This is a genomic window from Amycolatopsis taiwanensis DSM 45107 (genome assembly GCF_000519205.1).
In the GTDB taxonomy this organism is placed as follows: Bacteria; Actinomycetota; Actinomycetes; order Mycobacteriales; family Pseudonocardiaceae; genus Amycolatopsis_E; species Amycolatopsis_E taiwanensis.
Map to the genome: position 1 here is coordinate 1 of NZ_JAFB01000043.1, position 26,721 is coordinate 26,721.

The 26,721-nt window shown below is 67.6% G+C and carries 29 protein-coding genes and 1 pseudogene; 17 read left to right on the plus strand and 13 right to left on the minus strand.

Going from position 1 to position 26,721, the window contains the following annotated elements; all coding sequences use genetic code 11:
• The 3 genes and pseudogenes from A3CU_RS52840 to A3CU_RS0129405 form a co-directional block, all read right to left on the minus strand.
• Positions 1-145: pseudogene (locus A3CU_RS52840) on the minus strand (IS701 family transposase); the annotation flags it as partial.
• A 556-nt stretch (positions 146-701) separates the two neighbouring features.
• Complete coding sequence (locus A3CU_RS55235; RefSeq protein WP_281174161.1) at positions 702-827, minus strand: hypothetical protein; 126 nt, start codon at positions 825-827, stop codon at positions 702-704.
• Between the two features lie 346 nt (positions 828-1,173).
• Complete coding sequence (locus A3CU_RS0129405; protein ID WP_027945292.1) at positions 1,174-1,533, minus strand: winged helix-turn-helix transcriptional regulator; 360 nt, start codon at positions 1,531-1,533, stop codon at positions 1,174-1,176.
• Positions 1,534-1,680: 147 nt separating this feature from the next.
• Between A3CU_RS0129405 and A3CU_RS0129410 the strand changes: the two genes are divergently transcribed.
• Together A3CU_RS0129410 and A3CU_RS0129415 are read left to right on the plus strand one after the other, a co-directional pair.
• Entirely contained in the window at positions 1,681-2,640 is a 960-nt protein-coding gene (locus tag A3CU_RS0129410) for an NADP-dependent oxidoreductase (protein WP_156960623.1), read from the plus strand.
• Between the two features lie 201 nt (positions 2,641-2,841).
• Complete coding sequence (locus tag A3CU_RS0129415) at positions 2,842-3,402, plus strand: CGNR zinc finger domain-containing protein (protein ID WP_027945294.1); 561 nt, start codon at positions 2,842-2,844, stop codon at positions 3,400-3,402.
• 1 nt (position 3,403) lies between these two features.
• Here A3CU_RS0129415 and A3CU_RS0129420 read toward each other — a convergent pair whose 3' ends face one another.
• Complete coding sequence (locus A3CU_RS0129420; protein WP_027945295.1) at positions 3,404-4,291, minus strand: LysR family transcriptional regulator; 888 nt, start codon at positions 4,289-4,291, stop codon at positions 3,404-3,406.
• A gap of 70 nt (positions 4,292-4,361) precedes the next feature.
• Between A3CU_RS0129420 and A3CU_RS0129425 the strand changes: the two genes are divergently transcribed.
• Complete coding sequence (locus A3CU_RS0129425; RefSeq protein WP_027945296.1) at positions 4,362-4,724, plus strand: YybH family protein; 363 nt, start codon at positions 4,362-4,364, stop codon at positions 4,722-4,724.
• A 171-nt stretch (positions 4,725-4,895) separates the two neighbouring features.
• Positions 4,896-6,224: a hypothetical protein gene (locus tag A3CU_RS0129430; protein ID WP_027945297.1), complete on the plus strand. Its 1,329-nt coding sequence runs from the start codon at positions 4,896-4,898 to the stop codon at positions 6,222-6,224.
• A gap of 63 nt (positions 6,225-6,287) precedes the next feature.
• Here the strand turns inward: A3CU_RS0129430 and A3CU_RS0129435 are convergent, their stop codons facing one another.
• Positions 6,288-7,193, minus strand: coding sequence for a LysR substrate-binding domain-containing protein (locus A3CU_RS0129435; RefSeq protein WP_027945298.1), 906 nt, complete (start codon positions 7,191-7,193; stop codon positions 6,288-6,290).
• Positions 7,194-7,272: 79 nt separating this feature from the next.
• Here A3CU_RS0129435 and A3CU_RS47275 point away from each other — a divergent pair, with 79 nt between their 5' ends.
• Positions 7,273-8,535, plus strand: coding sequence for an MFS transporter (locus tag A3CU_RS47275; protein WP_043842999.1), 1,263 nt, complete (start codon positions 7,273-7,275; stop codon positions 8,533-8,535).
• 135 nt (positions 8,536-8,670) lie between these two features.
• Here A3CU_RS47275 and A3CU_RS0129445 read toward each other — a convergent pair whose 3' ends face one another.
• Positions 8,671-9,303: an RICIN domain-containing protein gene (locus A3CU_RS0129445; protein ID WP_027945299.1), complete on the minus strand. Its 633-nt coding sequence runs from the start codon at positions 9,301-9,303 to the stop codon at positions 8,671-8,673.
• Positions 9,304-9,503: 200 nt separating this feature from the next.
• On the opposite strand from A3CU_RS0129445, the gene A3CU_RS0129450 reads away from it, so the two are divergent.
• Together A3CU_RS0129450 and A3CU_RS0129455 are read left to right on the plus strand one after the other, a co-directional pair.
• Positions 9,504-10,430, plus strand: coding sequence for a hypothetical protein (locus A3CU_RS0129450; protein WP_027945300.1), 927 nt, complete (start codon positions 9,504-9,506; stop codon positions 10,428-10,430).
• A gap of 9 nt (positions 10,431-10,439) precedes the next feature.
• Positions 10,440-11,558 (plus strand): hypothetical protein, encoded by a 1,119-nt coding sequence (locus tag A3CU_RS0129455; protein WP_027945301.1) that lies wholly within the window; start codon positions 10,440-10,442, stop codon positions 11,556-11,558.
• A 56-nt stretch (positions 11,559-11,614) separates the two neighbouring features.
• On the opposite strand, the gene A3CU_RS0129460 is transcribed toward A3CU_RS0129455, so the two are convergent.
• Positions 11,615-12,568 carry an alcohol dehydrogenase catalytic domain-containing protein gene (locus A3CU_RS0129460; protein WP_027945302.1) on the minus strand — a complete coding sequence of 318 codons (954 nt, stop codon included), beginning with the start codon at positions 12,566-12,568 and terminating at the stop codon, positions 11,615-11,617.
• A 305-nt stretch (positions 12,569-12,873) separates the two neighbouring features.
• The gene (locus A3CU_RS0129465; RefSeq protein WP_027945303.1) at positions 12,874-14,031 is read right to left on the minus strand and encodes an FAD-dependent monooxygenase; all 1,158 of its coding nucleotides are present in this window, start codon (positions 14,029-14,031) and stop codon (positions 12,874-12,876) included.
• A gap of 80 nt (positions 14,032-14,111) precedes the next feature.
• Between A3CU_RS0129465 and A3CU_RS0129470 the strand changes: the two genes are divergently transcribed.
• A complete protein-coding gene (locus tag A3CU_RS0129470; protein WP_027945304.1) occupies positions 14,112-14,675 on the plus strand; it encodes a TetR/AcrR family transcriptional regulator in 564 nt (187 codons plus the stop codon).
• Between the two features lie 128 nt (positions 14,676-14,803).
• Here the strand turns inward: A3CU_RS0129470 and A3CU_RS0129475 are convergent, their stop codons facing one another.
• On the minus strand, positions 14,804-15,727 hold the full coding sequence (locus A3CU_RS0129475; RefSeq protein WP_027945305.1) for an NADP-dependent oxidoreductase: 924 nt from the start codon (positions 15,725-15,727) through the stop codon (positions 14,804-14,806).
• A gap of 74 nt (positions 15,728-15,801) precedes the next feature.
• On the opposite strand from A3CU_RS0129475, the gene A3CU_RS0129480 reads away from it, so the two are divergent.
• Positions 15,802-16,224 carry a winged helix-turn-helix transcriptional regulator gene (locus A3CU_RS0129480; RefSeq protein WP_027945306.1) on the plus strand — a complete coding sequence of 141 codons (423 nt, stop codon included), beginning with the start codon at positions 15,802-15,804 and terminating at the stop codon, positions 16,222-16,224.
• Between the two features lie 44 nt (positions 16,225-16,268).
• On the plus strand, positions 16,269-16,766 hold the full coding sequence (locus A3CU_RS50130; RefSeq protein ID WP_052372392.1) for a GNAT family N-acetyltransferase: 498 nt from the start codon (positions 16,269-16,271) through the stop codon (positions 16,764-16,766).
• Positions 16,767-16,796: 30 nt separating this feature from the next.
• Here the strand turns inward: A3CU_RS50130 and A3CU_RS0129490 are convergent, their stop codons facing one another.
• Positions 16,797-17,282 (minus strand): carboxymuconolactone decarboxylase family protein, encoded by a 486-nt coding sequence (locus A3CU_RS0129490; RefSeq protein ID WP_027945307.1) that lies wholly within the window; start codon positions 17,280-17,282, stop codon positions 16,797-16,799.
• A 168-nt stretch (positions 17,283-17,450) separates the two neighbouring features.
• On the opposite strand from A3CU_RS0129490, the gene A3CU_RS0129495 reads away from it, so the two are divergent.
• Positions 17,451-18,389, plus strand: a complete 939-nt coding sequence (locus tag A3CU_RS0129495; protein ID WP_027945308.1) for an RNA polymerase sigma-70 factor — start codon at positions 17,451-17,453, stop codon at positions 18,387-18,389.
• A gap of 77 nt (positions 18,390-18,466) precedes the next feature.
• Positions 18,467-19,336, plus strand: a complete 870-nt coding sequence (locus tag A3CU_RS0129500) for an LLM class flavin-dependent oxidoreductase (RefSeq protein WP_027945309.1) — start codon at positions 18,467-18,469, stop codon at positions 19,334-19,336.
• Positions 19,337-19,380: 44 nt separating this feature from the next.
• On the opposite strand, the gene A3CU_RS0129505 is transcribed toward A3CU_RS0129500, so the two are convergent.
• Positions 19,381-19,977, minus strand: coding sequence for a methyltransferase domain-containing protein (locus A3CU_RS0129505; RefSeq protein WP_027945310.1), 597 nt, complete (start codon positions 19,975-19,977; stop codon positions 19,381-19,383).
• 181 nt (positions 19,978-20,158) lie between these two features.
• On the opposite strand from A3CU_RS0129505, the gene A3CU_RS0129510 reads away from it, so the two are divergent.
• The 3 genes from A3CU_RS0129510 to A3CU_RS0129520 all read left to right on the plus strand — a co-directional run bounded on the left by A3CU_RS0129510 (position 20,159) and on the right by A3CU_RS0129520 (position 23,089).
• Positions 20,159-21,199 (plus strand): s-methyl-5-thioribose-1-phosphate isomerase, encoded by a 1,041-nt coding sequence (locus tag A3CU_RS0129510; protein WP_027945311.1) that lies wholly within the window; start codon positions 20,159-20,161, stop codon positions 21,197-21,199.
• Between the two features lie 259 nt (positions 21,200-21,458).
• Positions 21,459-22,106 carry a hypothetical protein gene (locus A3CU_RS0129515; protein ID WP_027945312.1) on the plus strand — a complete coding sequence of 216 codons (648 nt, stop codon included), beginning with the start codon at positions 21,459-21,461 and terminating at the stop codon, positions 22,104-22,106.
• Positions 22,103-23,089 (plus strand): nucleotidyl transferase AbiEii/AbiGii toxin family protein, encoded by a 987-nt coding sequence (locus A3CU_RS0129520; RefSeq protein ID WP_027945313.1) that lies wholly within the window; start codon positions 22,103-22,105, stop codon positions 23,087-23,089. Before A3CU_RS0129515 ends, A3CU_RS0129520 begins: the two co-directional genes overlap by 4 nt.
• A 149-nt stretch (positions 23,090-23,238) precedes the next feature.
• On the opposite strand, the gene A3CU_RS0129525 is transcribed toward A3CU_RS0129520, so the two are convergent.
• On the minus strand, positions 23,239-24,291 hold the full coding sequence (locus A3CU_RS0129525; protein WP_027945314.1) for an amidohydrolase family protein: 1,053 nt from the start codon (positions 24,289-24,291) through the stop codon (positions 23,239-23,241).
• 94 nt (positions 24,292-24,385) lie between these two features.
• Between A3CU_RS0129525 and A3CU_RS0129530 the strand changes: the two genes are divergently transcribed.
• Together A3CU_RS0129530 and A3CU_RS47285 are read left to right on the plus strand one after the other, a co-directional pair.
• The gene (locus A3CU_RS0129530; RefSeq protein WP_027945315.1) at positions 24,386-25,117 is read left to right on the plus strand and encodes a TetR/AcrR family transcriptional regulator; all 732 of its coding nucleotides are present in this window, start codon (positions 24,386-24,388) and stop codon (positions 25,115-25,117) included.
• Between the two features lie 559 nt (positions 25,118-25,676).
• Complete coding sequence (locus A3CU_RS47285; protein WP_156960618.1) at positions 25,677-26,303, plus strand: hypothetical protein; 627 nt, start codon at positions 25,677-25,679, stop codon at positions 26,301-26,303.
• A gap of 12 nt (positions 26,304-26,315) precedes the next feature.
• Here the strand turns inward: A3CU_RS47285 and A3CU_RS0129545 are convergent, their stop codons facing one another.
• Positions 26,316-26,600, minus strand: coding sequence for a hypothetical protein (locus tag A3CU_RS0129545; RefSeq protein ID WP_169739711.1), 285 nt, complete (start codon positions 26,598-26,600; stop codon positions 26,316-26,318).
• Between the last annotated feature and the right edge of the window lie 121 nt (positions 26,601-26,721).

The window sequence follows — 26,721 nt, forward strand, 5'->3', positions numbered from 1 at the left end:
TGGTCCAGCAGTTCTTCCGTGGCAGCTGCGACACCAGTCCTAGCAACAGTTTCTCCGCCCGGCGACGGGGCTCGACCCGGCTGAAACGGCCCGCGATCCGCCCCGTCAGCTCATCGAACATCGCCCGCCAGCGGGCAGGGTCTATGCTGGCGCCCGCGGCCGCCAGCCGATCTTGGGAAGTCCACACAACCGACCATGATCAACTGGCGGCCGCACCCACTTCAGGCGCCCCCTCATCAGCCCCGATCACGAAGTCCGGCTGGAGTATTAGGCGGCGAGCCTTTCTTTGCCTTTGCCGAACCGGACCCGGCACAACCCGTACTCGCCTCCAGCCGATACCAAGCTGGCAGGACGGTAGGGAGTCCCTGCTTCAGGGCCTTAACCTGCAGGTTGGCTCGTCAAACCATTGTCCACAACGGACCCGATTCTCAAACTGTCGCGAATTCGCATTCACTGCAATTGGCGGCAGATGGAACATCGGAACGAAAACCAGCGCTAAGCGCCAACGTTGCTGGGCGGTGAACTGTGGATGCGAGACCGCACGAGCACCTTTCTGAACCTTGAATTTCGGACAATCTTGATGGACTCATGCCAGCTGGACTTTCGGATCAGGTTGTCAATTTCCGAAATGGTCTGCACGTGTCCAGATGGGCCAACGAGATCGCCCTGGCCGTACGTGAGGCGATCGCGTCAAGGCGACCTCAGACGGCGAACGGCGACGCGTAGCCGAGGCTGCCGGACCACTCGTGCAGGTCCTCATCAGCCAGATTGGCCATCAAGTCATCGATGTAGGAAGAGATTTCGGGCTGCCGCCGCAAGGAAGTCATTGACAAGCACGCCGAGGACGCTTTCGACGTGAGAAAGCTTGGGCTCCAGGCGGGCGTGCAGCTCCTCTGTGGTGGCGTACGGCCGGAAGTACCCGACTTCACCGATGACGCACATCGACTCTTCGAGCAGAAGCTCCGCGTCGTTTTTGTATGCCCGCGGACGCGTATGGCGCTGGATTCCTCAGGGGCTGGCCGAATTTCCATCCTCCACGATGTTCGATGATCCTCCGGCGCGGAATCGTACGGGCGCGGACTGACAAACCACGAAGTCCTTCCAGCCATCGACCTTGCGGACTGCGGGACCAGGCACTCCGACGACCGTTGACTGGAAGGGCAGGCGACAATGTCAGGCTCGGACGGTGTCGATGTGGGTCTCGACCCAGTCGCGAAGGCCGGCCAAGGGGCGGGCGGCTCCTCGTCCGAGCTCGGTGAGCTCGTACTCCACCTTGGCCGGCACCGCCGGGTAGACCGTCCGGCTGACGAACCCGTATTCCTCCAGCCGACGGAGTGTGCGAGTCAGTACCTTCGGGCTCACTCCCTGGAGCCGTCGCTGTAGTGCGCCGAACCGCTGCGGCCCTGCTTCGAGCGCGCCGATCGCGAGGGCCGACCATTTGGTGGCCAGCACCTCCAGGACGTCCCGACACGGACACAGGGCGGCGTACACGTCGTGTTCGTCGTGGACGCCACTGTCGCAGCGCTTACTCACAGGCGGCCTCCTCACCAGCAAGGCTACCCAATGGGTAGTGGGAACCCTTGCGGGTAACCACGACTTTCCGCATAGCGTTGGCGTTTGTCCGAACGAACGCACCGGTGGAGACGAGCAATGGCAGCAGTCATGGATGGGGGCGCGACCATGCGCGCCATGGGGATCAATGGCTTCGGCGGCCCCGAAGTGCTCACGCCAGTGACCGTGGCACGACCAGTGCCCATGCCGACCGAAGTTCTGGTCCGCGTCTACGCGGCGGGCGTCAACCCGCTGGATCTGCGTACCCGGGAGGGGTTGCCGACGCCGGCCGCCGACGCGCTCGGGACACCGCCGCACATCCTCGGGTGGGAAGTATCCGGTGTGGTGGAGGAAACCGGCCGGGGTGAGTTCCTGTTCGCCCCGGGCGACGAGGTGTTCGGGCTGTTGTGGCTGCCTCGCCCCGCCGGCGCCTACGCCGAGTTCGTCGCCGCGCCGTCCCGGCAGTTCGCCCGCAAGCCGGTCACCATCGACCACGATCACGCCGCCGCGGTTCCGCTCGCGGGACTCACCGCCTGGCAGGTCCTGACCGATCTGGCCGGCCTGCGTCCGGGACAGCGAGTGCTCGTCCACGGCGCGGGCGGTGGCGTCGGGCACCTCGCCGTGCAGTTCGCCAAACGTCTGGGTGCGCACGTCACCGCGACTGCAAGCAAAGGCAAACATGACTGGCTACGCGAGTTGGGCGCGGACGAACTCATCGACTACCGGGAGATCCCATTCGAGCGGGTGGCACGCGACATCGACATCGTCCTGGATCTCGTCGGCATGGTGCAGCCCGACACCGCGCTGCGCTCGCTCGAAGTCCTGCGGCCCGGTGGCCTGTTCATTCCAGTCGCGCCCGGCCGGCCGGCAGGGTTCGCTGAGCGCGCTGACGCGGTCGGTGTCCGCCTCGCGCCCGAGCCACTCGTCGAGCCGGACGGTCACGGTCTGGCCCGGCTCGCCGCACTCATCGACAACGGCGAACTCGACGTCCACGTCGATCGCGTTTTCCCGCTCGAAGAAGCCGCGAATGCTCACCTCCATGCCGGGAAGGGCGCAACCGGTAAGACGGTCCTGCACGTCGTCCGTTGACTCTGGACACCCACCGTGGTCACGGGACAGTGGACCGCCCGCTGTGGTCGTCGATCATCGACGAGATCGCCGCGGTCACGGGACTCGGCCCGCGCCAGGAGGGAAACCGGCGCGACCGCGTGAACGGCGGGGGAGTCACCGGCGTGTCCAATATGGAACAGTGGACCGACCCGGTGAGACCGACAGGAGGTGGCTGGCCGAGTGAACTTCGACAGTCACGCCAGTGGGATCGTGTCCTTGGCCGTGGCCACGGTCAACCTGCTGACCGCTGGTCATGCGCATGGCCGCGAATACCGGGCCGAAGACTGCACCGGGCAGGTGAGATCGCTGCTCCGGCCGCCGCGGACACGGGAGCTGTCGGAGCGGGATGTCGATCGACTCCGTGACTACGCCGCCAAGCTGCGGCAGGTGTTCGCCGCCGTCGATGCGGGCCGGGTCGACGACGCCTGCGAGCAGACCAACGCGCTACTGCGCGAGACCCACGCGGTGCCGGTGTTGAGCAGGCACGACGGCGAACCGTGGCACCTGCACTTCCATGCCCCGAACGCGGATTGGGCCCGCAGTTGGGCGGCGGCCATGGCGACCGGTCTGGCCGTGGTGCTCGGCAACCCGATACACGACCGGCTCGGCGTGTGCACCGCCCCCGCCTGCGACCGTGTGTTCGTCGACACCTCGCGCAACGGCACCAGGCGGTTCTGCTCGACGTCGTGCCAGAACCGGGTGAAGACGGCGACTTTCCGCGCACGCCAACGGGTTGGCTGACTCAGCGGGTCGCGACGGTCATCCTGCGGGCCCGTTCCACCAACTCCCGCGCGGCCGGGCTGCTGGGCCCGCCCGCGCGCCACGCCCAGGCCAGCCGCCCGCGCAGCGGTGGCCGGTTGATCGCGATCGGCCACAGCCGATCCGATCGCGCCTGCGCGAACTCCCCGGGCAGGATCGCCACGCCCAGCCCGCGCTCGGCCAGCGCGGCGACCACACCCGGATCACTGGCTTCGAACGCGATCACCGGGGTGAACCCGGCCGCCGCGCACGCCTGGTCGAGGTGCGTCCGCAGGCCGGTGCCCGCGGGCAGGCTGATCAGCGGGCGGCCGCGGAGCGTGTCGATCGAGATCGTGCGCTGCGCGGCCAGTTCGTGATCATGGCTGACCGCGGCCATGATCGGTTGGTCGGTGATCACCTCGATGTCGATGCCTGCCGGGGTGGTGCTGCCGAGGCTGATGATCGCGGCGTCGAACCGGCCGCCGCGCACGCCCTCGACGAGTTCTTCGGAGGTGGCCTCGGCCAGGGTGATCTCCACCGCCGGGTGGTCCTCATGAAAGGTGGCGAGCAAGGAGGGCAGGTCGACGGCGTGCGAGGTCACCATGCCGATGGCGACGTGCCCGCGGAGCAGCCCAGTGAGCTCGTCGACCGCCAGGCGTGCACCCTCCACCGCGGCCAGTGCGGAGCGCGCAAACGGCAGGACCGCCTCGCCGGCCGCGGTGAGCCGCACCGACCGTCCTGACCGGTCGAGCAGTTCCTGGCCGAGTTCGCGTTCCAGGCGGCGGATCTGGGCGCTCACGCCGGGCTGCGCGACATGCACCCTGGCGGCCGCCCGCGTGAAGTTCCGTTCCTCCGCCACCGCGACGAAGTATTCGAGCTGCCGCAACTCCATAACTGTTGATTCTAGCCTTCAGACGAACTAGTTGTTGGACTTATGGCTGGGCTGCGCACAGGCTGGACTCATGACCAACGAACGCGAACGGGCCGCGCAGCCCGAAGATCTGGCCAGGTTGTTCGTCGAACGGTGCAACGCCAATGACGCCGAAGGACTGGCCCAGTTGTATGCACCGGACGCGGTGATCGCCTATCCGCCGGGGTCGACCACCGTGGGGCGGGAGGCGATCCGGGCCGTGCTCGAACGGATGCTGGAACACGCGCCGGCGCCGTTCGCGATCGAGGAGCCGCTGCCCACCGTCTACTACGGCGACCTCGCCCTCACCTCGACCCGTCCCGCCGACAACACCGGCGGCCGGGTTCAGGTGGCGCGCCGCCAGCCGGACGGGACCTGGCTGCGGATCATCGACCGGCCCGAGGTGCGGAGCTGACGTGCTGGGTCGCCGGTGTTGGCGTTAGGGGTTCCTCCGCTGAAACACCGGCAAGTTGTCATCCGCGCTGGTCCTGAGCGTCCCAGCAGGGTGCTGATGACCTGCTTCCGCGGCACGGCCGTGGTTGACTCGGCATGACGGCAGCATCCCTGGCGCCGAGGAGGAGCAAGGATGCGCTCACCAACGCAGGTCACGAACGTCGCGGAGCTTGCCGAGGCGCTCGAATCGGGCGTCCGGGAGATCGGGATCGAGGGAACGATCACTGGCTCGCCGATGATCACCATCCCGCCCGGTGTCACACTGCGCGGCGGCACCCTGCGGTTCGGCGCGAAGGGGGTGCGCCTGACCGCGGACAACACCCTCGACGGCGTGACCGTGCTGACGGCCGACGATGAGGTCGCGATCCTCAACGACACCGGCGTCGGCGACATGGGAACGCTCACCCTCCGCGACGTACGGGCCGTCGGGCAGGTGCTGCTCGTGGCCGAGGGCGCGATCCGCGCCGGGCATGTGCAGGTCGAGGGACTGTGGATCGACCGGGCCGACGTGCGCGGACGGTCGCGTCGTCCGCACGGTTTCGGGGTCGAAGCGCTACAAGGCGCGTTGACGGTCTGGAACCTGCAGGCCGATCCTGCGGTGACCATCACCGCCGAGTTGCTGGACGTGTCGGTCGGTACCGCAGTCACACCGGTGCGGGGCAGCGGGGTCTTCGCCGGTGGCCACGGAAACTGGGCGGGCAAGGGCGATGGCGGCCTGCTGCGCGTCTCGCACTTGCGCACCGGCGAGATCCACACCGACGGCGGCATCCCGGAGGCCACCCCGGACCTGATCTCCGGTGGTGTCTTCGTCATCTCCGGGGCTGTGGTCGACCAGGTCACCAACGCGGGGCCGACCACGACGTACGGGCAGAACGACATGGTGCTGGACAACTGGGGTGATGTCGCCACCTGGACGGTCACCGCGCCGGTCACCTCCAACGGCCCCAGCGGCATCGGATTCGTCAACTTCGGCACCATCGACAGCCTCGACGTGCGGGCCCCGATCCAGACCAACGGCAAGGGCGCCCGCGGGTTCAACCTCTACGACGGGTCGCTGCGTGAAGCGCGTTTTGCGCGCGTGGCCACCACCGGCGACGGATCGGTGGGGATCCAGGTCAGCAAGCCGATGGGTGTCCTGTCGGTGTCCGGAGACGTGACGACCAGCGGCGGTGAGGGACTGAGCCTGGTCAAGGGAGTGCAGGTCCTCCTCAAGGCCGTTGCCCTGAGCATCAAGCCGGGAGGCGAGGTCGAGCGCATCTCCGTTGGTGGGACGATCGCTACCCGCGGCGATGGTGTCAACGCCGTGGAAATAGCAGGAAGTGTGGGCCGGTTCGAGGTCGGGGGCGGCATCCGCGCGGATGGCAAGAACTCCGATGCCGTCCATGTCACCGGGAACGTCCCCGGACTCGACTCCATCGAGCTTCACGCCGCTGACGGCCGGAGCCTGGTCAGAACCTCCTGAAAAGCTGTTTCAGTTGACGATCCCTCAGTGAGACGGTCCGGTGGCCAAGACCTGCCGGGTTCGCTATTCATCACCGTTCGGCGGTTTCGAGGATTCCGCTGCCGAGATACCCAGCGCGGACAGGAAGGCCGCGGTGGCGGGGGAAAGCGGGAAGCGACTCCAGATCAGGTACTCCATGCGGGCGGGAGCGTCGCGGACCTGAAGGATGGACAGATCGCGGAGTTCGGGCACGAATGCGGCGGGCAACATCCCGATCCCCAGGCCCTGCCGGATCAGGCCGGCCATGAAGTTCACGGTCGTCACTTCGAAGGCGACCTCGCGCCGGACTCCGGCCGCCACGAACGCCTCGTCCGACTGGGCCCGCGCGGCGGTTCCGGCGGGGAAGTCGACGAACGGTTCAGCCGAGAGGCGCAGCAGGTCCACGTCATCCTCGTCCGCCAGGGGGTGGCCGAGTGCCACCACGGCGACCAGGTCGCCGCGCGCCAGTTCGCGGCCGCGAACCCCCTTGGGACGCGCGTTCACCGGTATTCCAAGGAACGCGACATCCAGGGTGCCCTGTCGCACCCGTTCGACCAACTCCAGGCTCGCGCCCGAGCGGAGACTGATCCGCACCTTTCGGTGGCGTGCGTGGAAGCGCTCCAGTACCGCTGGCAAATCGACCGCCGTGACGGTGGAAATGGCGCCGATGGCGAGCGGGCCGCGGATCTCACCGGAGGCGGCCGCCACCTCGGCCAGGGCCCGCTCGGCGGCGTCCAGAGCCTGCCGGGCCGCGGGGAGGAACGCCTCGCCGGCCGGGGTCAGCCGGACGCGGCGGCTGGTGCGGTCGAACAGCTTGGTGCCCAGTTCGCGTTCCAGCCGGGCGATCTGGTGGCTGAGCGCGGACTGGACGACCAGGCACTGCTCGGCGGCACGGGTGAAGTTGCCCGTCTCCGCGACGGCGACGACATAGCGCATCTGCTGAAGCTCCACGAAGCAATCGTGACTCACGATCGATCTATATGACAAACATGTATTGGACTCATTGATCGTCGTGCCCGAGGCTAAGTGCATGACGACGAGATCCAACGTGGATGGTGGCGGTCTTTCACGCTGGCTGCTTCTGCTCATGTCGGTGGCCACCGGACTGGCGGTCGCGGGCAACTACTTCGCGCAGCCGCTGCTCGACCTGATCGGCCGCGAACTGCGCCTGGGCCCCTCGCTGGCTGCGCTGGTGGTCACGGCCGCCCAGGCCGGGTACGCACTGGGGCTGTTCCTGTTGGTACCGCTGGGAGATCTGGTGGAACGGCGACGGCTGGCCGTGTCCCTGTATGCGGTGACCGCGGTGTTTCTGCTGGTGGCGGCCACCGCCCCCAACGGCACGATGCTGTTGGCCGCGACGGCCCTGACCGCGCTGACCTCGGTGGGGGCACAGGTCGTGGTGCCGTTCGCGGTGACGCTGGCGACCCCGGGCGAGCGTGGCCGGGTGGTCGGCACGGTGATGACCGGGCTGATGCTCGGCGCCTTGCTGGCGCGCACCGCCTCCGGGGCGCTGTCGGAGTTGGGCAGCTGGCGGACGGTCTACTGGGTGAACGCGGCTCTGATGGCGCTGATGGCCGTGCTGCTGCGTGTCTTCCTGCCCCGGCTCGGCGGCGACGGCCAACGCCTTTCTTACCCTGGTCTGCTTCGCTCGACGGTGGCGATGTTCCGGTACGAGCCGCTGCTGCGGTGGCGGGCGGGTATCGGCGCCTTGAGTGCGGCTTCGTTCAGCGTGCTGTGGACGGCGCTCACCTTCCTGCTGGCGCAGTCGCCGTACAGCTGGTCGGAGTCGGCCATCGGCCTGTTCAGCCTGGTCGGCGCCGCGGGTGCGCTGACCGCCTCGGTGCCGGGGCGACTGGCCGACCGCGGATACGTACAGATCGTGACCGGCGTCGGGACGGTCGTGCTGTTGGCGTCCTGGCTGACGATCGCCATCGGCGCACGCTCGCTGGCCTGGCTGTTCGTCGGCGTGATCGTGTTCGACCTGGCGTACAAGGCTGTGCTCAACAGCAACCAGAACGTCATCTACGGACTCCGGCCCGAGGCTCGCAACCGGATCAACTCCGCCTTCATGACCTCCTTTTTCGCCGGCAGTGCGGCAGGCTCTGCGCTGACTTCGGTGGTCTGGGTGCGCGGCGGCTGGACCAGCGTGTGCGTCGTGGGTGCCTTCCTCTCGGCTGGGACCGTCGCACTCTGGGCACTGGAGCGCATCACGGTCAACCGGACGGCGGGAAAGCTCCTGAAGACTTCAGTTCGCCAAAGCCATGATCCGGCACCGGTCGCCTCGACCAACTGATCCGTAGCCAGCGCCCTTGACCACAAGAAAGTGGGCCGGTAGCCAATCGGCTACCGGCCCGGACCATGCGGATCGGTCTATTCGTCAAGAGCCAACGTCAGATCGCGACTCCCGCTGAGACCATGAACCGCTGCGTCAGCCCCACCACTGGTTCGTCGCGCCGCCGACGTAGTCCCACAGCTGCACGATGGTGCCGTCGCGACCCGACGTGTTGAGGTCGGCATCCAGGTACCGGCCGCTGTAGGCGTTCTGGAAGCGCTCGAACCCCTCGGGAATCACGATGTCGTCGAACCACTGGTTCCGTGCGCCGGCCACGTAGTCCCACAGCTGGATCTTCGTGCCGTTGCGGTTGATCGTGTTGAGGTCGGCGTCGAGGTACCGGCCGCTGTAGGCGTTCTGGAACCGGTAGTAGCCCTCGGGGATCTGCGTGATGTACCACGCCTGGTTGGCCGGGACGGTGCCGTCCGGGAACATGATGCAGCTCCACAGTTGCACCTTGGTGCCGTTACCGTTGATCGTGTTCAGATCGGCGTCCAGGCACCGGGTCCAGTCGGACACCGGACCCAAATAGTACGCCTGCTGTGTGGCCTGCTGCGTGGCTTGCGGCGCGATGCCCGGCGAGGACTTCGCGACCTTTACGGGTCGGAGCTTGAGCGTTACGGGTGCCGACCCCGTCGGTTCGTCGGCGCTGGCTACCGGCGCGGTGAACAGCGTCAGCGCGGCGGCAGCCACGGAAACGGACGCAAGCAAGCGCAAGGTTCTTCGCATTGACTTCCCAGTTCTCGTGAGGTGGCGCCGCTCGTTGACCCCGACTGGGCGCCCGGGTAGTTGATCTTTCCTGTCCGATTGTGGCCTAGTCAAGATAGTTTTACGGTTGGTAGGAAATTCACGTATTGACCCATTCGTGCGAAACTGAACTATCCGGCCGCTTCGCCGTGTTCCCGGCCGTTGATCGCTAGAATCCCGGGGTGAGCGAGTTGGTGAACCTGATGTCCGGAGTTGCCGGCGTTTCCGTCCAGGCGCGCGACATCCACGGTGGGGTTCACTTACATCTCACCGTTTCCGACCCGTTCCGCTCCGGCGCCGCCCGGCAGGTCGAACTCGACGAGCGGACCGCGGACGCGCTGGCTGTCGCCCTGCGCGACCTGGACGTCTGTCTCACCGCGCTCGGTGTCCCTGGACCCGACCTGCCCAACGCGGTCGACCAGGTCACCCGTGCGGTACTCCTGCAGTTCCAACGGGAGCACGACCCCACGCCGCCGAATCCACCCGCTGTGCTGACCCCGGCACTGCGGCGCTTCGCGCGCGATCTCGCCGCGTACGTCGAGCCGGAGCGGCTACTGACCACCAGCTTCTACTTCAGCACGCGCAAAGTGGTCGCCTTCCACCGCGCATACCAGTGCCACCTTGCCGACGACCGGCCGCTGAGCCCAGAGCAGCGTTTTCTCGCCCTGCACCGGTATTTCCGCTCGCGCGACCGCCTCCTGTTCGGCCCCGCGCACCTGCTGCCGGGCACGCAGCCAGCCGACGACGCCCAGTGGGTCTTCTTCACCGGGGACTTCACCCTGGTCCGCGACGACGGCGCGCTCGACCAAGTGCCCAATGCGCGGCAAGCCCTCGACGCGGGGAAGGAGTCCTACCACGTCGTCACCGCGGTCTTCGGCGCGCGTGACCCCTTCTTCTACCCGTACGTGGAATTCAACGGCCGCGTCAGCACGATGGACGCGGTAATGACCGTGTCCCGCAAGCATCTCGTGCTGAACTCGAATACCGTGACCGCGCTGACCTTGGCACTTCGAGGAGCACCGCTGGCCGTCGCGGGATTCGGAACACTCGCACCGGCGGACTCCGGCGTGCAGATCCATCCGATCGTATTCCGCGCCGAACGCGCGTGAGGGGGCCAGATGTTGCGTGAGCATTTCGTCGGGACGACGTTCGAAACGGACACGACCGGGATGTCCGGGTGGCCGGAGGGCAAGCACCGGGTGCTGATCAACGCATTCCTCGGCGAAGGAGCGCAAGGCGTCGTCTTCGGGATCGCGCCGCCGGACGACCCGGCCCAGACGTTGCAGGCACTGAAGATCTTCAAACCCGCGCCGTTTCTGGAAATGCAGACGCTGCACCACGGCTTCACCGTCCACACCGGACTGTATCCGGATCATCCGCTGGCCATGTCCGGGGCGGATCGGCTGACCATGCTCAAGAACGAAATGATGCCGAAGGTCGACGATGCGCATCTGGTGTTCCGGATCGAGTTCTACCGGGAGATCATCGATGCCACCGTGACCGTGCTCGCGATGGCCTTCGCCGAGGCTACCGAACCGGTATCGCTCGACGCGTCGCCGGCGCGGGAATGGCTCGACGACAACGTCCTGCACCGCGTTACGGAGCTGCTGGACGAGGACCGTGTGCTACCGGAATTCGGCGTCCCCCTCCAGCGCGCTCGCGACGAACTCGACCGCGCAATCGCCCACTGGCAGGCCGCGGGCACCTACGCCCCGGTTTCCCGGAACCCATTCGTCACCCTGACCGGGCTGCTGTTCGAGGACTTCATCAACGACGACGAGTACCGCTTTCTGAGCCGGTCACCCGAGTTCGCCGCACGGACGGAACCCCGGCACGTCGGCGATTTCTTCCAGGCGATCGCGACCTTCTACTACCGTCTCTCCGACCACGGCGAGTCGGGACCAGGCGCGGAGGCCCTCGCCCGCGTTCCGGCCGCGGTGAGCGCGTGCGACCTCCTGCTGGACGCCGGCGCACTCGTCCCGGAACGAACGGAGTGGTTTGCCGCGCTCGCCCGTGCCTGGAAGGCCCGCTTCCTCATCCTCGCCAAGGAACCCATCGACGTCGTGGAGCCGCTGCTGCAGTCCGCGCTGAAGACCTGGCGCACCCAGGGCGACCTTGCGCAGTGCCACGACGCGCTCAAGTTCCTCGCCTCCGCGTACTGGCCCGGCAACCCGGAGACCACGGTTCGCTACCTCAACGAGGCCGAGCGGATCCGGCACCTGATCGACCGTGCCTGATCGTGTCCTTTGTGGGCGGTCGCATGGGTGTTTCCAGCCGGAGTCACGCGAGACCGTCAAGGCAGCATGATGACCTTGCCGAACTTGCCCGGCCCGGCCAGTCGGGCGTAGGCGTCCGCGAACTGGCCAAGCGGGAAGGCCGCGTCGATGGGCACCCGCAACCGTCCCCGCGCCAGCAGGGGCACCACCGACGTCCGCACCGTGGCGGCGAGGAGCACCTTTTCGGCGTGCGAGCGTCCGCGAATGGTGGTGCCGATCAATTGGGCGCGCGCGAGCATGAGATCGAACATCCGCAGCGGCGCCGTGGTGCCGGCCTGGACTCCGACGACCAGGAACTTGCCCCGGCTGCGGAGCAGAGCGACCCGCTGCAGGCAGTCTTCGCCGCCGACCAGCTCCACGATCACGTCGTACGGCGCGTGCGTGGCTTCCTGGTCGGGAGTCACGACGTCCACCTGGCCATCCGGTGCGAGTGACTTCACCCGTTCATGGAGCTCGGGCCGACGCACGCTGGCCACGATGTGCGCCCCGGAGGCCGCGGCGACCTGCACCATGGCGGTACCCACCCCGCCCGCCGCGCCACTGACCAGCACCCGGTCGCCGGCGCGGACTCCGGCCTGGATGACCAGGGCGTCCCAGGCGGTACTGAACGCCTCCGGAAAACCAGCGGCCTCCTGCCACGGCAGGCCCTCCGGTACCGGCAGTAGAAGATCAGCGGGGACCGTGATCCGCTCGGCGTGGCCGCCACCGCCGACCAGCGCCATCACCCGGTCCCCGAGTACAACCCCCGGGACGCCGGGTCCGACCTGCTCGACCTCGCCCGCGATCTCCAGGCCGGGCACGTCGGCCGGCCATCCCGGTGGCGCCGGGTAGTCCCCCCGTGCCTGCTGCAGGTCAGCGGCGTTGAGCCCGGCGGCTCGCACCCGGACCACCACGGCCCCCGGTCCCGCGACCGGATCTGGACGCTGCTCCAGTTGGAAGGCCCCGTGGGCATCGATCGCTATGGTTCGCATGATCGCAATGTATGTCCGCGGTCTCGCGCGCCTTGGCGCCGGGTTTGAGCCAGGTTGTCGACAGCCTGGACTTCGTCGCCCCGCTAGGGCCCGTGTCGAAGTCGGTTGAGGTTGGGCTGATTCTGACGTTCTTGCCCGAACCCAGAACTCGCCCGCCTGAACCCAGAACTCAGCCTCCCCAGCCGGGGACACGCCAGCGCCTGGCGTGTCCCCGGTTCAGGCGGGCGTGTCCCCGGTTCAGGCGCTTGAGTTCCGGCTTGGGAACACAGATACCGAAGGCCGGACTCCAGGCGGGCTGGTGGCGGTCAGCCGAGGCGTGGGGGCGTCCAGGCGGCGTGGCGCAGGATTGCGCGCATGGTGGCGCGGGACGGGGCCAGCCGGAGTGCGAAGTTGCGCGCGGCGATGGCAAGCGGATTGTGCAACTGCTGGCCCATTCGGCCGGCTTGGCGCGCGGCGCGAACGACCGCCTGGCTGCGGGGCCGGCGCTCGTTGTCATACCGGGCCAACGCGGATTCGATCGTGGGATCCGCGGCGAGCGCGGCGGTCAGGGTGACCGCGTCCTCCAAGCCTTGGCAGGCGCCTTGTCCGAGGTTCGGCATCATGGCGTGGGCCGCGTCGCCGAGGAAGGCGACGCCGCCCACGGTGTATGAGGGCAACGGGGTGGCCATCTCGTTGACGTCGTGGTGCAGGACGTCCTGCGGCTGTGTTGCAGCCAGGAGGACGGGGATGGGGTCGTGCCAGCCGCGGAACCGGCGGCGCACCTCGGCCAGCGGGTCGGGGTAGCGCACACCGGCCGGTGAGTTGATGACCGCGTGCCACTCGGCCCGGCCGTCGGCGAAGGCGATGTGGCCGAACTCTGCGCCGGGGCCCCAGGTCAGCTCGAAGTCGGTTTGCAGGTCGACCGGACGCTGGGTGACGGCGCGCAGCACTGTCGATCCGCTGTGGACAGGGCCGGGATGTGCTGGGAAGAACTGTGCGCGCAACCGGCTGCCGACACCGTCCGCGGCAACGACCAAATCCGCGTCCAGCACGGCCTTGCCGCAGGTCACTCGCACCTGGCCGGGAGTAGAGCAGTCGACAGCCGTTGCCTCGGCTCCGACCCTCAGTACTCCCTGCGGCAGGGCGTCGCGCAGCATTTGGTGCAGCGCGGCGCGAGGTATGCCGACGATCGGTGTGCCCAGCTGGCGTTCCAGCGCGGCGCCGTCCATCCGGGCCAGCCAGCGGCCGTTGGGCGTGCGGGTGCCGCCCGTGTACTGGCACCGCGCGGCCTTGCGCACCGGCCCGCCGATGCCGAGGGCATCCAGGGCACGCATGCCGTTGGCATGCAAGGAGATGCCCGCGCCCGCGTCGTCGAGGACGGAAGAGCGTTCAAGGACCGTCGCCTCCCAGCCGATGCGGTGCAGACCGATCGCCGCGGCCAGGCCGACGATGCCCCCGCCTACAACCACTGCTTTGCCGCCCATGCCACCGGCCCCTTTCATCGATTCCTTCTACATCCGTAGAAGAGGATAGGTCCGGCTTCTACTGGTGTAGAAAGAGGGATGTGGCCTCAAACCGACGCACCGTTCTCGCCGACGCAGCCATCGCCGTGCTCGCCGACCAAGGGATGCGGGGTTTGACACACCGCGCCGTCGACCAGGCAGCCGGCCTCCCGCCCGGCACGACCTCGGCCTATCTCCGCACACGCACGGCCCTGCTCACCGCGCTGGTCCGCCGGCTCGTCGAACTCGACCAAGCCGAACTCCAGGCACTCGGAGAAGCAACGCCGGTGCCGCGCAACGCCGAGGAATTGGCGGAGGAAATCGCCGGATTCGTTGAGCTGCGGTTGTCCGGCAGCGGACGGCAGCGTTCCCTCGCCCGCTATGCCTGCACCGTCGAGAGCGCGCGCCACCCGGAACTGCGCGAGATCCTCATGCCACGCGACAACGCGGCGCATGTCGCCGTGCGGACGTTTCTGGCCACACAAGGCGTGGGGGAGGTGGAAGAGCGGACTCTCACGCTGCTGGCCTGCATCGACGGTTTGGTCTTCGATCGTTTGGTGGGAGGCGGACACGTCTCGCGCAAGGAAATCCGGGGACTGATCACAACGGCACTGAGCTTGGAGTGACGAACCTGAATTCATGCATGGCATGAGCCATCTGTCGAACCGGATTCGGGTGTGGCGGAGTTCCGGCATCGCGCTGGCTGGGTCGAGGAGGCGTCACTGTCTCGCCAGGATGGCTTGCCGCGTCGCGGTCAGGGTGTGAGGACCAGACGGCCGCGCATCCCACCCCGCTCGAGCTTCCGGTGTGCGTTGGCTACTTGGTCCAGCGGAAGAATGTCGGCAACACGGTGCCGCAAGCCGGCGGCGGCCAGGTGGGCAAGACGTGCGCCGTCCGCGCGGATCCAGACGTTGGCGAGTCGGATGCCACGCAATGGTGTGAGGCCATGAGACAGCACGGCGACATGGACACCGCCACCGCGGACGGCGTCCAGAGCGAGCATGCCGATGGACGCGGCGTCGATCGTCGCGTCCACACCGCCGGGGAAGAGGTCGCGCACCGCTGCAGGCAGGTCGGCGGCCGTGCGCGGCACGAAGAACTCGGCGCCGAGTTCGTGCACCAACTCTTCGTCTCCATCTCCTGCGACAGCCACAACACGTACGCCAGCCAAAGCAGCGAGTTGTGTGGCGTAGCTGCCCACGCCGCCGGCCGCGCCGGTGACCAGCAGGGATTGGCCGGGCCGTAGTTCGGCGAGGTCGAGCGCTTGGGCCGCGGTGAGCCCGTTGAGCGGCAGCGTCGCGGTGGCGATCAGGTCCGTACCCGGCGGTACCACGGCGACCGCATCCGCGTCCAGCACCACGTATTCGGCATGCGTCTTCAGCGGGATCGCGAGGCGATCGGACAGGCCGATCACCTGATCACCCGGCTTGAAGCCGGCGACTCCGGGGCCGAGCGTGTCCACTGTGCCGGCCACATCCCAGCCGATGCCGATGACATCCCGCGCCAGCAGCAAGCCGGCCTCGGTGAGGGCGCCGGACCTGGTCTGCGCGTCGACCGGGTTGACGGCGGCGGCTGCGACTCTGATTCCGATCTGCCGATGTCCCGGCTTCGGCACCGGGACATCGGCGATCTTGAGTACCTCGGGACCGCCGAAGGAACGAATGATCACGGCTCTCATGAGACACACTCTTGTAGGGTTACTCTCCATTGGGAAGTACGCACTTCAAGGTGCGTACCGAACCTGGGAGTGCCATGGCTACAAAGACGGCGACACAACGCCGAGCAGAACAGCGCAACGCCTACGACGCGTATCTCGCCGCCTGCCCCGCCCGTAAGTTGCTCGACCGCATCAGCGACAAGTGGGTCAGCCTGATCGTGAACGCGCTCGCGAGCGGCTCTCAGCGTTACAGCGATCTGAGCCGGATCATTGCTGGCGTCAGCCAGAAGATGCTGACCCAGACACTGCGGACCCTGGAACGAGACGGCCTGGTTTCCCGCAGCGTGACCCCGTCGGTGCCGGTTCGCGTGGATTACACACTAACCGACCTCGGGGAAAGCCTGCTCCCCGTCATGGTCTCCATCAAGGCCTGGGCCGAGTCGCATATGGAACAGGTCCTGGCCGCCCGGGAAACCTATGACAGTATCCAACCAGCAGCTACCGAACCTTCCCGGTAACCGCTCTCCGGTGAAGCAGGCGGCGAAGGCCCACTGGAGGACGCATGGAGATCATGCTGCGGGACTGGTTGGACTCGGACGCCGAGTGGTATGTGCAGCAGGCGCGCGATCCGGAGACCCTTCGGTTTACCACCGAGCGCGAATCTCTGACCGTCGAAGAATTCCGGGCCGCGCTGCACCGGCTGCGCCATGATGACGACGCCCTCGGTTACGTCGTTGTTGATGCGACAGCGGGCATTCGGTTGGCGAATATCGCCGCTGCCCGCAAAGGAGACGTGGCCTCGGTGAGCTACTGGGTAGCGCCCGCGGCGAGGGGCCAAGGGGTGGCCGGCCGAGCGTTGAAAGAACTGTGCCAGCGGGTAGCGGACACCTGGCCTGTCACCGAGATCCGGCTGTGGACTCACGCGGAAAACCTTGCGTCCCAACGGGTCGCCGAGAACGCCGGGTTCATTGCTTGCACCGGCGACGGGGAGACCAAAGAGATCAAGGGACGACAGTGGCCGGTCCGCTGGTACCGCCGTGGCCCGGCCCGGACCGAATGATCCCGGGCCGGGCCGGGATTCGCGTGCCGGTCAGTTCGCCACGTTGTCGAACGTGCCGGCCTGGTAGGAACCGCCCTTGGTCTTCGTGATCACGAGGAGCCGGTTGGCGGCATTGATCATGGCGACCAGATAGACCAGCGCGGCGATCTGGTCGTCGTCGTAGTGCTTGCGCACCTGGGCCCAGGTCTCGTCGGACACACCGTGGCTGGCGTCGGCGAGCCGGGTGCCCTCCTCGGCCAGTGCCAGTGCGGCCCGCTCGGCCTCGGTGAACACAGTGGACTCTCGCCAGGCGGCGACCAGGTTGATCCGCACCGCGGGTTCACCGGCGGCCGCCAGTTCTTTGGCGTGGGCGTCGACGCAGAAACCGCAGCCGTTGATCTGGCTGGCGCGCAACTCCACCAACTCCTGGAGGGACTTGGGCAGCGACGACTGCATGATCGCCACGCTGGTGTTGGCGAACCGCTTGCCGATCTTGGCGCCGAGTTCGTTCTCGTTCAGGTCGAAACGGGGTTCCATGACTTCGTCCTCGCTCGTGGTTGTGTATTGAACGACCACAAGACGGCGGCGACCCGATCCGCGTAACAGCACGCTCCCGTGACGCGTACCACTGCCGTCCCGGTGTTACAAAGCGATGGGACCTGGCGTCTGATGAGCGACCCAGTCGAGAAGAAACAGGAGCCACCCATGGCCGGCACGGCGCAGACCACACCCGACGATCACCGCGCCGGCAGGAACGGGGACGGCCGGCCGGACCCCGCCACCGCGGCCTTCGTCGCCCATCGCAACCTGCTGTTCACCGTCGCCTATGAGATGCTCGGGTCAGCCGCCGACGCGGAGGACGTCCTCCAGGAGACCTGGTTGCGCTGGGCGGGCGTCAACCTCGACACGGTGCAGGAACAGCGGGCGTACCTGGTCCGGATAACCACACGCCAGGCGCTCGACCGGCTGCGTACGCTCGGCCGGCGCAAGGAGTCCTACGTCGGCCCGTGGCTGCCCGAGCCGCTGCTGACCACACCCGACGTGGCCGAGGACGTCGAACTCGCCGACAGCGTGTCGATGGCGATGCTGCTGGTATTGGAGACCCTCGCGCCGATCGAGCGGGCGGTGTTCGTGCTACGCGAAGTGTTCGATCTGGGCTACGAGGAGATCGCCGAGGCCGTCGACAAGACCCCGGCCGCGGTCCGCCAGCTCGCGTACCGGGCACGAGCACACGTCGCGGCGCGCCGGCCGCGCGGGGTCGTTTCTCCGGCCGAGACCCGCGACGCGCTCGCGGCCTTCCAGCAGGCGATCGAAACGGGCGAGCTGCAGAGCCTGCTCGACATACTCGCACCAGACGTTGTCTTCCTGGGTGACGGTGGTGGAGTCGCGCAAGCCGCGCTGGCACCCATCATCGGGGCCGACGCCGTGGCCGGCCTGCTGGCTGCCGGGCTGACCAACCTCGCCGCGAGATCGCTGCAGCCGGCACCGGTCAACGGCTGTCCGGCACTGATCTTGCGGCTCGACGGCGAGATCGACACCGTCCTGGCATTGCACATCGAGGACGGCCTCATCACCGGGATCTACTCCGTGCGCAATCCCCAGAAGTTGTCGCGTTTGCAGCACGAGACCACGCTGCGCCGCTGAACCATCGACGAAGGCGGCAGGGGAGTGGCCGCTTTATTCGGTTGCTGAGCCTGATGTTCAGAAAGCACGATGTCGAAATGCGCTTCTCGATCAATATCCCGAATTTTGGGGACTTCGCCGATGCCAGGACGGTGGCGACGGTGGCCACCGCGGCGGAGCAGGCTGGTTGGGACGCGCTGTTCGTCTGGGATCACGTGGTGCACGACAAACGCGAGCGCCGGGGGCAGTCTTTCGGTGATCCGTGGATGCTGCTGACCGCCGCTGCGCTGGCGACCTCCCGCCTCAAGCTGGGCACCTTGGTCACCCCGGTGGCCCGGCGGCGGCCGGAACAGCTCGCCCGCCAGGTCGCCACCCTGGATTCCCTCAGCGGCGGACGAGTGATCTTCAGCGCGGGCCTTGGCGGGCCGGTCGAGGACGAGTTCGGCAGCTTCGGTGAGCCGACCGATCCGGTCGTACTGGCCGAACGTCTCGACGAGGGTTTGGAACTGCTACAACGCTACTGGTCTGGCGAGCCGGTACACCATGACGGGCGGCACTACCAGGTCCGAGACGTCACCTTGCTGCCCGCCACGGTGCAGCGACCCCGTCCGCCGGTCTGGATCGGAGGATTCTGGCCGCACCGGCGGCCGATGCGGCGAGCGGCCCGGTGGGACGGGGTGGTCCCGCTGTTCGCCACCGCGAAGCACGGCCAGGCCCCACCTGCCGACCAGGTCTGCGACCTGATCGCCTATGTCCACCAGCACCGCAAGGACCAGCAGGGCAACCCCTTCGAGATCGTCCTCGGCGGCGTCAGCCCAGGCGATCCGGCCAGGGCGCGCGACCTGATCGCACCACTGGCCGACGCGGGCGCCACCTGGTGGGACGAAAGGCAACTGCAGACCAGCGAAGACCTCTACCGGCTTGAACCGATATTGCGGCGCATCAACCAAGGCCCACCCGCCCTGTAGTTCCTGTCCGCCGAGCCCTCGAATCGGTGGGTTCGGGGGCCTCGTCAGCCGAACTGCGTCTGGCCGATCAAGTGGAAGAACCGGGCAGTGTGCAGGTAGGGCAACCGGTCGGCGACTGCCAGTTCCAGCCTCTCCAACTCCGCGTAGAAGACCGGGTCCTGCTTCCGTTCGTCGTCGGTCATGTAGTGGCAGACGCTGCTGATGCCGTAATGGCCGGTCACCGGGCAGCCCAGCTCATCGAGGACGTAGCCGACCTCATCAGCGGTGCGCAGGATCATCGCCGTTCCGAAGGTGTGGGTACGCGCCTGGTCGGTGTCCAGCGCTGCGCGGGCGGCGATTGGGTCGTTGCAGGTAACCCGGTCTGCGACTCCTGCTTCGGCGGCCCGTTGTTCGGCTGCGGCCAGCATCGCCGGAGCGTAGTCGGCGATGGTGACGTGACAGCCTTTCATGGCCAGCCGGATCGCGTCGCCGCCGTCTCCGCCACCCAGGTCGAGCACTCGCAGCGGGGGAGAGCCGAGACTGTCCAGGTGGCAGGCCAGGTTGGCCTCGGCTTGGGTATAGCGCAGCCGGCCCCAAGGAGCTTCCTGCCACCGTTGCCATGCGGCTACGGCGGTGTCGAACGTCCCGGGTTTCTCCTGCATGAGAGCGACGGTAGCGGAACGCTCACAGTTACGAATCGGTCCGGCAAGTCGGTCGCCGCCTCGGCTGAGGGGCCGCGCTGCGGGCTTCCGCTGGTCCCGCGATATAGATGTCGTTGCAAGTATGCGAGTTGTAATCGATACGCTGGCGGTGAGATTCCGTTCACCGCCGCGGAGGAATTCGATGCCGCGACCTGCCGCACATCCGGAGTTGCCGACGCTGGCCGACAGTGTGCGGCTGGCCGAGGACGGGGTGCACCTGCTGGACCGCCGGGTGTTCCCGTTCGAGCATCGGTGGGTGCACGCCCGCACGGTCGAGGAGGTCGCCGCGGCGATCGAGGACATGGTGACCCAGTCCTCCGGCCCGTACTTCGCGGTGCTGTGGGGCATGGTGCTGGCCGCGCGGGAGGCCACCGGGGAGAACCCGGAGGCCGCGCGCGGTCGACTGCGGGCCGCCGCCGACCGGCTGATCGCCACCAGGCCGACCAACGACCAGCCGCGCAAGGCCGTGGAGTGGGTCATGGCCTCGGTGGATGCCGGTGGCGATGACGTGGTCGCGGCGGCGCTCGCCGGCGCGCGGGCCGGCGACGCCGACTACCGGCGGCGCAGCCGCGAGATGGGGCGCGCCGGGGCGGAGCTGCTGCCAGAGCGGGGACGGGTCCTCACGCACTGCTGGGGTGATCTGTACTTGATCGGACTGGTCGAAGCAGCGCTGGAGTCGGGCAAACAGCTGTCGTTCGTGTGCACCGAAACCCGCCCGTACCTGCAGGGCGCGCGGTTGACCGCGGAGACACTGGCCGAGATGGGCGTGGACACCACGGTGATCACCGACGGCATGCCGGCGTCGCTGATGCGGGCCGGCGAGATCGACGCGTTGGTGACCGCCAGTGACCGGATCACTATGGACGGGCACGTCATCAACAAGGTGGGGACGTTGCAGCTGGCCGTGGCCGCGCACACCTTTGGGGTGCCGTTTTACGCGTTGTGCCACGCTCCGGATCCGGATTCGACCACCGGCGCGGACGTGCCGATCGAGTTCCGCGACGGCGACGAGGTGCTGTATACCTTGGGACGGCGCAGCGCCAGCGAACGGGTTCGGGGTCTGTACCCAGCCTTCGACGTCACCGAGCCGCGGTTCGTGACGACCGTAGTGACCGATCGGGGTGCGTTCGCGCCGGACCGGGTGCACGAGTACTGGAACGGGGAACAGGAAACGGCACCGTGAGCGTGCGGGTCGCGACGCAGGAAGTTTACCGGTAAGTCCGCGTATCTGATCTCGCGCTAATCCCTTGGGCGTCCACTGTGGATGGCCGCGCTCGCAGGCCGGGGAACTGGTTGCTCGAACCATTTCGAGACGCTGTTCGACGTTTTAGGCCAAGAGCAAGTGCAGGCACCAAGCAAGGCTGCCGTCGCCTCACCGTCGCTGTCAGTGGTGGTCAGTACAGTTGGCCACTGGCGGACAGACGGACAAGTGCGGGGCGGTAGTGAAGGATTTCGCGGGCGAGTTCGAAACCCATCTGACGGTGGTGTGCACCTCCATGGCTGGTGACGAGGGCCGCCTACGCCGCTGGGCGGAGCGCCACCGTGTGAAATACACACGAATCGTGCTCGACCGCGGCGCGACCCCCGACCAGCCGATGTTGACAGTGCGCGGCCACGGTGGCCTGCAAGCACAGCGAAAGGCCGCGCAGATATGGATCGAGCGGCTGTGTGCCGAAGGGTTCAGCGTCGCCCGTGTGAAGATCGAGGCAGCACCATGGAACGAAGACGTGCCGCAGACGGCCGCCGAGGCCCAGGGGCTCCCTCCCGGCTGCTACTTCGAGCACCACGTCAAGCTCGCTCTCACCGACGAGACCGAGATGGCGGCGGTGCGCGCACTCGCCGAGCGGCACACTGCCCATGTGTCGCGCAACGCCCGCCGCGATCTGGGCGGGCGTGGTCATGAACGCTTCGTCACCCAACGCTGCCGTGGTGTCAGCCGCCCCGAGGCCCGCCGCCGTCTCGACGCCCTCCTCGATGTCCTTGAGACGGCGGGATTCAAGGCCGTCGAGGTCGAGGAAGAGTTCGTCGTGCACGACGACCGCCCAGCCCTGGACAGCGGCTGGATCGACGAGAAGGCGGACGGTCGATGACCGGCTCCGTGGACGGTGAACGGTGGCGCATCGCGCACCGGGCTGTGCTCGATCACCTACTCGGCCTCGTCGCCGGGTCCCCGTTGGGTGACATCCTGATCCTGCGGGGAAGCATGGTCATGCCGGCGTGGGTGGGGGCCGACGCGCGGGAGCCGGCGGACCTCGACTGGATCGTTTCCCGGCCCCTGCTGATCCCGGTCGATCCCGAGCACCCGTATCCGTACGTTGAGGAAGTGGAAGCCGTACAGCAGTGGCCGGAGGCGGCCGACGGTGCCGACCGGTACGAGATCTGGAAGTTCGAGGAGCTCGACACCAGGGGCCTTCGGCCACTGGTCCCGCCCGAGGGGCTGCACTGGATCGTCGAAGCGGAGCCGGAGTACTACCCACCACATGAAACTTTGCTCGACCTGGTGCGTAAACGGCCGATGGCCGCGCCGGGCCTGGTGCTCGACGCGGACGCCGCCCGGAACGACGGCACCTGGACCTACTTGGAGTACGACACCCCGGGCATACGTCTGATCATCCCCTGGGAGGCGGAAGGCCTCCCGCCTGGCGAGGTGCAACTGGACTTCGCCCGCGACGAGTGGCTCCCCGAACCTCCTGTGTGGACGGCGATACCCCATGGCGACGGCGCCGGGCAGAGCGTCGTGCGCACCGCAGGCCGTGAACTGTCGCTCGCCTGGAAGCTGCTGTGGCTGCACGCCGATTGCGCCACGGAGGGCCGGGCGCAGGCCAAGGACCTCTACGACGCCGTACTCCTCGCGGAGGCCAAAGCCACGAAGCTGTCGCCACGGCTGCTGCGCAAGGTGTTCCGCCACGAGCCCGGCAACACGGCGGCCGCAGACGCCCTGCGCTTGGACGCGGTAGCACTGTGGTCCGTGGACTGGGAGAACTTCCGCGCGAACCACCCGCAGGTACGTGGCACGGCCGAGGAGTGGCTGGAGCGCTTGAGTCGGGCGCTGGAACCGGTGTTGGGGCGGTAGGCACCTGCTGGAAGGACCGCAAGAGGTGCATCCCGAAGTCTGCTGACGGCATGCCGGCGACGGCGCCGACGGAGATCATGCGGCAGTCCACATCTCCCGATCGAAGCCGACCAACTCGATGTGGAGCGCTGCGCAAGCCGGACCAGCGGCTACACCCTCCACTGTGAAGGACCTGTTTGGCCGGCTGCGAGGTGGCCGGTCAGCCGTTCCCAGTTGCCGGACCCAATAGCGGCCTTCTCTTCCTCGGTGAAAGGTGCGTTCTTGAGGAAGGACCTGGCGACACCGCCGCTGGTGTCCAGGTAGGGGAAGCCGCCCGGGCGGGTGCCGAAGGTGTACGGGTAGTCGGTCGAGTAGAGCATGCGGCCGGTCCCGACGACCTCGGCCGTCCAGCGCAGGTAGCGCTCGCTGACCGTGCCGCTACCGGCCACCCAGAAGTTCTGGCGGAAGTAGTCGGCCAACGGCTGCCGCAACCCGGCCATGTCCCGCAGGAAGCCGACGTGGTCGAGGTAGAACAGGACGACCTCGCCCCAGTGCCCGGCGATCACCTGCAGTTCGGGGTGGCGGTCGAACACCCCGGAGAAGATCATCCGCAGGTATTGCACGCCCAGGTCGTAGTACCAGCCAAGCCCGGCGGTCGCCAGCGCTGCCCCCACGCCGTTGGGCAGTCCCGAGTAGTACGCCTCCTGGACCGCTCGCACTGGGGCCTGGGGGTGGAAGTGCAGCGGGACGCGAAGTCGTTCGGCGGTTCTGTAGAGGTCGTCGAACTCCGGCGCGTCGGCCAGTTTGTCACCGGTGCGGCCGTACAGCATCGCGCCGCGGAAGCCGAGCCGGGTGACCGCGCGCTCCAGTTCCTCGGCGGCGACTTCGGGCGAAGACGTCGGGATGGCGGCGAATGCCTGGAACCGCGAGGGGTTGGCGGCGACGATCTCGGCGAGCGCGTCGTTGGCCTCGCGCGCGACGTGCACGGCGTCGGCCGCCGGAAGGTTCTGCACACCAGGGGTGGCCAGCGACAGCACCGCGACGTCGATGCCCTGGTCGTCCATGTCGGCGAGGCGTCGATCGCCGACATCGCGCAGCCGGCGCGTGACCGGGTGGTCGTCGTCGTAGCCGTGCGGCCGGACCCCCGCCTTCGCCCACGCGTCGAGCAGGACGGGCAGGACCACGTGTTCCTCAAGGGCGATGATGCGCAGTTTTTCGGACACGACGGCAGCTCCTTCACCTGATGTTTCCAGCGATACTCGACACAGCGTATCACTGGAAACATCACTGGAATCAGCTTTTCGTTATCCTTGATACGTGGCTGGTGGCACGGAGGACGCAGAGGTCGAGGCGCGTGAGGTCTCCCGGCAGCGGATCGTCGAGGCTGCGGCCGACCTGCTCGCGCACGAGGGACGTGAGGCGGTCACCACCCGGGCGGTCGCGGCCGCCGCCGGGGTACAGGCCCCGGCGATCTATCGCCTGTTCGGCGACAAGGACGGGCTGCTCGACGCGGTGGCCGAGCACGGCTACGCCACCTTCCTCGCGGCTAAACACGCCGACACCCGACCGCAGGATCCCGTAGAGGATCTGCGCGCGGGCTGGGACCTCGCCGTCGAGTTCGGGCTCGCCAATCCCGAGCTGTACACGCTGATGTACGGCGAACCCAGGCGCGGGACGGACTCAGCCGCCTTCCAGGCCGGCATGGAGATCCTGCTCGGACGCATCCACCGCCTCGCCGCCAGCGGTCGACTGCGCGTCGACGAGGAACTCGCGGCCTCGGTCATCCACGCGACCGCCCGCGGAGCCGTGCTCACCTGGCTGTCGCTCCCTGACAATCGACGCGACCCCGCCCTCCTCGCCGTCCTGCGCGAAGCGATGATCGCCGCCGTCGCCCTCGACGAACCCGCCGTGCGCGATGTGGGCCCCGCCGGCGCCGCCCGGGCGCTGCGTGCCCTGCTACCCGAACAGACAACGCTCACCAGCGCGGAGCGACACCTGCTCGGCGAATGGCTCGACCGCCTGACCGCCGACCACCACGAGGACCGCTGACCCGACCTCCACGGCCCACACACTTCCGGCAGGGGAATCGGGCGCACGACCACAGGCCCACGACGCACGACGCACGCTGTTCGGCATGTGTGGATGTTGCCGCGTCACAGTTCAACACGCCAACAGGGGAGCGGAGTCCAGATCGGTCTTCGAGACCTGCTTCCACAACAGATGGAACAGCGTCGGCAACACCGCGATCGGATCGCCGACACGCCGAGCTCCGTCCAGCAACGATAACGGCTGCTGAAACGCCGCAGCAAGTCGGTAGCCCGGCCCGCGTGCAAACACCGGGAAGGGCGATAGCCCGCCAACCACCGCAAGTTCGCCATCCGCTCCACGTCCTTCGCCCTGACGGAAGGCCGATCGCGGAGGAGGACTGCTGATTCATCAGATGCAACACAGAGGCTTCACTTAACATAATGTTCATTATCGGCGTTCGATCAGGACTGGTCGGAACACGGAGGTCACTCGTCTGGACGGCTGTTGGACGGCCTCGACATCGTCGACCGCGCCCGACTCGCTCGCAGGCCCGCGGTGTCCGGCGGATAGGGTCCGGATGGTGACCGATCGCTGGCTCGAAATCGACTGGAAAACACCCCTTCCCGACAAGCGCGCGATTACGCGTTCACGGGAACGCCTGAGATTCGAGCAGGTTTCGCTCGAACATCCCGCAATCGATGCGATGCTGGCCGAACTGCGACGGCTGTTCGCGGGCGGAGGCGCGCTCCTCGCGTCGTTCCGGGTGTTCGAGGACGATGCGGTGGCCCAGTGGTTCGCCAGCCGTAATCGCCTGCAAGAGTACGGGTTCTTCGGGCCTTTCCTGACCTCCGAGGCGGTCCGGACCGCGCTGCCGGAACTGGGCGCGCCGCGCCGGCTGGGCGACAAGTCGTTGGAATTGAAATGGCCACCCGGCAATTCCTTTTCCCTGGACGGGATCTTGGCAGGGTTCTTGCATGCCGGGGGCTGCTACGAGAAGTTCCAGGGCACGCCTGTCGAGGCCAAGCGCATGGCGGGCGATTTCACCCACGCCATTATCGAGGACCGCTATGACGAATTTCTGGTTTATCACACCGACCAAGCCTGGGCCGGCTTCTTCGACGAAAATATTCCCGCAAACAACACCTTCGTCATTGTCGACAAGCGGAACGCACAGATCACCCTGCTCTGCCTCGCCGATGCCGATTAATACGGCGATCGTTCAGCGGATGCGTTCGAGTTCACGGGCGGTGTGAGCCAGTTCGTGGGCCATGCGCCGCAGCACCTCGGCCCCGGCGCCGTCCTCGGCGGCGGTTACGACGTCTTCGGCCGCGCATCGCACCTGGAACAGCCGGTCGAGCAGCGCGGTGATTTCGCCGTCGGACAGGACGACGGCATCCTCGGGCAGGCCGGTGCGCTGCACGGCGCTTCGCCTTTCGTAGGCCCGCTGGCGGCAAGACTGGCCGCAGTACCGGCGCCGCCGCCCGACCGTCGTTCCCTGCTCCAGCCGGCGTCCGCACCAGCCGCAGTGCCTGCCGTCGCGGCCGGTGCTGCCGGAGACGTCGGAGGGTGTCGTGGTGGGCGATGCGCCGTCGGTCACGGCATGATCCTAACCGCCCTCCCCCACC